A 4,866-nucleotide genomic window follows, 5' to 3' on the forward strand; every position below is an offset into this window, starting at 1 on the left:
GTGAGCCAGGCGATCGACTACGGCACTCGCCAGTGGACGCCCGAGGACGACCTTCATTCGGCTCGCATGGGCCTGCAGCGGCGGCTGGATACGCAGCGCGCGCGCCGGAATGTGAGCCAGGCGATCGACTACGGCACTCGCCAGTGGACGCCCGAGGACGACCTTCATTCGGCTCGCATGGGCCTGCAGCGGCGGCTGGATACGCAGCGCGCGCGCCGGAATGCATCGCGCCAGGGCTCAGCCGTAGGCGGCCCGACTCGCCCCGCGCGACCGCGAGGCAGCGCACAGCTCGCTCATATCACCTTGCGCTACTCCGAACTGCTCAGGGCGCTGCCCCTTGCATCGGCCGACGCTAGCGGCGTTACGCTGACGCGCACCGCGGACAACGTCTATCTGAAGCTCGCGGGCCCGAGCGACGCGGGCCCGACACGCGATCGCGTCGCAGACCTCATCGAACTCGAGCTGGCCCTGCGCGATCGCAACAACCGGAAGGTGCTCGCTCGAAGAGGACTGGTCCCTCACAGGATTCCCGCGACTGATCAGCGCTCACGAGCGGCACCTTCGGAGCAAAGCGTACAGCCGTTTCGGGCCCGAAGGGGTCTCCCAAGTAGGTTGCCGTGAACCTGACATTCATTCGTTGCGGGCCACCTCGATGAGCAGGCCGACGTGCTCTGAAAATTTGACTTATCTCTGACCCTTCGTGCGCTTCGACAGCGCTAAGGTGTCCATGCCGCGACTAAGGCGGCAGGGAGAATGAGCGCTCCGGAACGACCCCGCGCAGTGACATCAGTCCACTGAAATATGACGCGTCCGAATCACGTTGGCCCATCGGGCGGCTTCCTTCTGGATAGTGGCGTCGAGCTCGCGCGGGGTGCCGCCGCCGACCTCCAAGCCAACCGCAGCCAGCTTCTCTTTCAATGAAGGGTCTGCCAGCACCTCGTTAGTCTGGCGGCTGATCTGCTGCACCACCTCGGGCGGCGTGCCTGCAGGAGCCATGAGGGCATACCAGGACACGGCTTCGAATTTCGGGAAGCCCAGCTCCGCGATGGTCGGCAAGTCGGGCATTGCAGTGGAACGCCTGGCGCTGGCCACGCCGAGCGCATGGAGCCTGCCAGATTTGATGAAGGGAAGTGCCGTCGAGAGCGGCGCGAACATCATCGTCACCTGGCCGCCAACCACGTCGGTCAGCGCCAGGCTGAGGCCTTTGTAAGGCACGTGAATAAGCTTGATGTTGGCGTCCAGTTGGAGCATTTCGCCCGCCAGGTGGGCCTGGCTGCCGGCACCCGCGGATGCAAACGTGAGCTGTCCCTGCTTCTGGGCCGCCAGCTTGAGCAGCTCACCCAGAGTCTGGGCTGGCACGCTAGAGCCCGTGACCAGCACGTTCTCCGCTGTCGCGAGCATCGTCACCGGCGCTAGGTCTGTCGGCTTGTAGGGCAAGTTCGGCATCAAGCTGGGATTGACCGCGATATTGCCCACTGGAACGACCGCCAGCGTGTAGCCGTCAGGCGCGGACTTGGCGACCTGGCCCACCCCGATCGAGCCGGCCGCGCCGACCTTGTTTTCCACCAGGACGGGTTGTCCCCACGGCTTGGACAACCCCTCCCCCACGATCCGGCCGAGGGCATCGGCCGGGCCACCGGGTGCAAAGGGAACCACCAAGCGAACCTGCTTGGCGGGATAGGCCTGCGCGGACGCCAGCAGTGGCATGCAAGCGGTCAGGATGGCGATCAGGAAGCGCTTCATCGAAGTCTCCGATTGGTCTGGAAATGGTCTCAAGCCACAACAGTGGGGATGTCGCCCGTCAATGCGAAGCCCGCCGCGTCAGCACGGTCAGCGTAGCCAGCCAGCACGGCGTAGTCCGATTCCTCCACGGGCGCGAAGCGAGCGAGAGCCAGTGTCGCCATCTGCACGGCGGCGGCTGCATCGCGATGCAAGTCGAGCAAGGCGGCACGCACGCGAGCGACCGTGTCGCCGCTGATTTCACCTGATGCGACCAGGGGCGGGATCGGCGATGCCGGCGTCACCGACACCGTCTTGAGTTGCGCCAGACGTTCTGGCGAATGCAGGCGCAACAGATCCAGCACATAGCTGTCGACGACGCCGACTTCCGCCTGGGCGCTGATCACCGCATCGATCACTTCGAGCGGCGTCGGCGTTGGTAACGTCGTGGACCGGTACAGCGCCCGTGCGCCCGCTGCAGCGTGTTTCAGCAGGTAGTGGCGGGGCGCGTTATGGCCCGAGTTCGATTCCCGCAGCATGCACGCGAGCCGGCTGCCGAAGGTTTGCGCAAGCGAGTGCACATTCGCATCGGTCCGCACGATGAACTCGGTGAAGTACACCGGACGGTCGCCGTACCGCGGCAGTGATGGAACCGGTGCAGCCAGGAGACGGGGCCGCCTTGCGCTGGTGACATACGGGAAACCGCACATGAACACGCAGCCGCAATCGGGACGGGCCCACAAGGCGCTGATGGGTGTCGGCGGGGCGTGCTCGACGTAGCTCAACGCAAGGCCGGCGCGCTCCGCCAGGCGGGCGAGAAGCGCCCGCCATGCCTGCGACACCGGCTCGCTCACGTCATACATGCGCACGTTGGCGATCATGCGTACAGCAGCCTCTGCCCGAGGCCCATGCGTTCGGCCTTCTGCAGGATGGCATGGCCCAGGGCTATGTCGCTCAGGGATAGGCCACGGTGCCAGAACAGATTGGTCTCGTCGTCACTTTGCCGACCAGGCTTGYGGCCCGCGACGATCTCGCCAAGCTCGCCGTAGAGGGTCTGCTCCGAGAGCTTGCCCGCCTCGACGTGTGCGCGCAGCGAGCCGAAGATGCCGCCCTTGCATTGGCTCCAGTCGTCGACCACCACCTTGTCCATGATGTCGGTGAGCGAGAGTTCGACGGCACTCATCGTGCCATAGGGCACCACGAACGCGCCCGGCTTGATCCATTCGGTCTTCAGCATCGGTGTCGGACGCTCCAGCCGCGACGCTTCCACCACGATGTCGGCACCCCGCACGCAAGATTCCCAATCCTCCGTGATCACGATCTTCTTGCCAAGATCTCGCTCCAGGCGAGCGGCAAAGGCGTTGCGACTTTCCGGGCGACGCGAATGCACGCGAATCTCATCGAAGTCGAATAAGCTATCAAGCAGCCGGACGTTCCAGTAGGAGGTGCCACGCGCCCCGACATGCCCCAGCACCTTGCTCTCGCGGCGAGCCAGATGCCGGGCGCCCAGGGCCGTGATCGCCCCGGTGCGGGCATCGGTGATGAAGGTGGCATCGATCATCGCCACAGGGATTCCCGTTCTTGGATCGAAGAGATTGAGCATGGCCATCTCCGACGGAAGGCCGAGCTTGTAGTTGTCGACGTAGTCGCCAACGATCTTGACGCCGGCCAGGCCGAGCGGCGCGACGTATCCGCGCAGCACATTGAAGTGCCCGTTGAAGGCCGGATCGGGAATCAGGTGCACGCGCGGCTCGATCACCGTCTCGCCCTTGCCTTGCGCAATGAGCGCTTGCTCCACCGCGTCAAGGATCTCCGCATCGGTCATCGCCAGCTTCGCGATGTCCTTGCCGTTGATATAAGTCAGATAGATCTCGCTCATTTCATCTCCAGTCTTCGAAGGGACGGCCATCACGCCAGGATGAAGACAAGTCTAGGCTTCGCACCCATGAATGTCGTATGCTTTTATGTCCATTGTGCTTAACAGTAGGTTATACGATGAAGTTGAACCTTCGGCAGATCGAGGTCTTCCGTGCCGTCATGCTGACGGGCTCGATCAGCGCTGCTTCAAGGCTCCTGTACGTGTCGCAGCCAGCTATCAGCCGGCTGATGTCGCACACCGAGCAACGCCTCGGACTTGAACTGTTCCAGCGCATCAAGGGGCGCCTGTATCCCACGCCGGAGGCACGGCGGCTGCTGGGCGAGGTGAACGCCGTCTACGAGGGCATCGAGCGCGTCAACGAGGTCGCGGAGGATCTCGCAGCCAACCGAATCGGCAGCTTGCGCATTTCATGCAGCCCCAACCTCGGCCAGACCGTCCTGCCACTCGCGATCGCAGCATTCAAGCAAGCGCATCCGGGAGTGCGCATCGTCGTGCGTACGCAGATCCCCAGCACCATGCTGCGCGCCTTGCTGTCTGGACAGGCGGAACTCGCCGTGTCCAACATGGCCCTGACGCACCCCAACCTAGAAGCGCGCCTGTTGGTCAAGAACCCTATCGTTGCCCTGATTCCAAAGGGGCATCGGCTTGGCACGCGCTCTTTCGTGCGACCCGCGGAGCTGGCAAAGGAGTCTCTGATTGGTTATGAACCCGATGCTCCGTTCGGACTGTTGCTGCGGGAGATATTCGGCAGCGAAAAGAATCAGCCTGACATGAGCATCCAAGTCGAGCAAGCGCACGTGGCGCGGGCGCTGGCACAGGCGGGGGCGGGTATCGCGCTGGTCGACGCCATGACCGTGTTTGGGCAGACGTGGCCGAATATCGTTGTGGTTCCCGTCAAGACGAAGGTCAATGCCTCGGTCCAGATCTTCCATGTCCAAACCGAACCGCTGTCGCGCCTATCGATGAACTTCGTGGAAGTGTTGACGGCAGGGATGGCGCGGTGAAGGGGAGCGACCTGATGCCCGGCACGCGCRGAGCTGGCGCTTGCCCATACTGTCGTAGATGTCCGTCGATTCGTCCCTCCGAGGCTACCGTTTCCAGCTTCGCCCGCGTTCTGCGCAGGCGGCTCAACTGGGGCGTTACGCGGGCATGATGCGCTGGATCTGGAATCGAGCGCTGGCCGAGCAGCAGGCTCGCCGCGAGCGCGGCGAGAAGCACGCAGGCTACGCGAGCATGTGCGCTTGGCTCACGGCCTGGCGCAACGCGGC

General features: G+C 64.0%; 6 protein-coding genes. 3 read left to right on the plus strand and 3 right to left on the minus strand.

Annotation, left to right across the window (positions count from 1 at the left end):
* Positions 1–621: hypothetical protein (locus AC1DY5_RS42135; protein WP_478120372.1), on the plus strand; the 621-nt coding region annotated here is incomplete at its 5' end.
* A 165-nt stretch (positions 622–786) separates the two neighbouring features.
* Here AC1DY5_RS42135 and AC1DY5_RS42140 read toward each other — a convergent pair.
* Genes AC1DY5_RS42140 through AC1DY5_RS42150 form a run of 3 tightly spaced genes read right to left on the minus strand, consistent with a single transcriptional unit; the run spans position 787 to position 3,598 of the window.
* Positions 787–1,743: a tripartite tricarboxylate transporter substrate binding protein gene (locus AC1DY5_RS42140; RefSeq protein WP_478120373.1), complete on the minus strand. Its 957-nt coding sequence runs from the start codon at positions 1,741–1,743 to the stop codon at positions 787–789.
* Between the two features lie 29 nt (positions 1,744–1,772).
* The gene (locus AC1DY5_RS42145) at positions 1,773–2,600 is read right to left on the minus strand and encodes a phosphate/phosphite/phosphonate ABC transporter substrate-binding protein (RefSeq protein WP_478120374.1); all 828 of its coding nucleotides are present in this window, start codon (positions 2,598–2,600) and stop codon (positions 1,773–1,775) included.
* A complete protein-coding gene (locus AC1DY5_RS42150; protein ID WP_478120375.1) occupies positions 2,597–3,598 on the minus strand; it encodes an ornithine cyclodeaminase family protein in 1,002 nt (333 codons plus the stop codon). Before AC1DY5_RS42150 ends, AC1DY5_RS42145 begins: the two co-directional genes overlap by 4 nt.
* Positions 3,599–3,714: 116 nt before the next feature.
* On the opposite strand from AC1DY5_RS42150, the gene AC1DY5_RS42155 reads away from it, so the two are divergent.
* Positions 3,715–4,602, plus strand: coding sequence for a LysR family transcriptional regulator (locus AC1DY5_RS42155; protein ID WP_478120376.1), 888 nt, complete (start codon positions 3,715–3,717; stop codon positions 4,600–4,602).
* A gap of 58 nt (positions 4,603–4,660) precedes the next feature.
* Positions 4,661–4,866: helix-turn-helix domain-containing protein (locus AC1DY5_RS42160; protein ID WP_478120377.1), on the plus strand; the 206-nt coding region annotated here is incomplete at its 3' end.

The sequence above is a fragment of the Variovorax sp. P4_D9 genome (genome assembly GCF_056401695.1).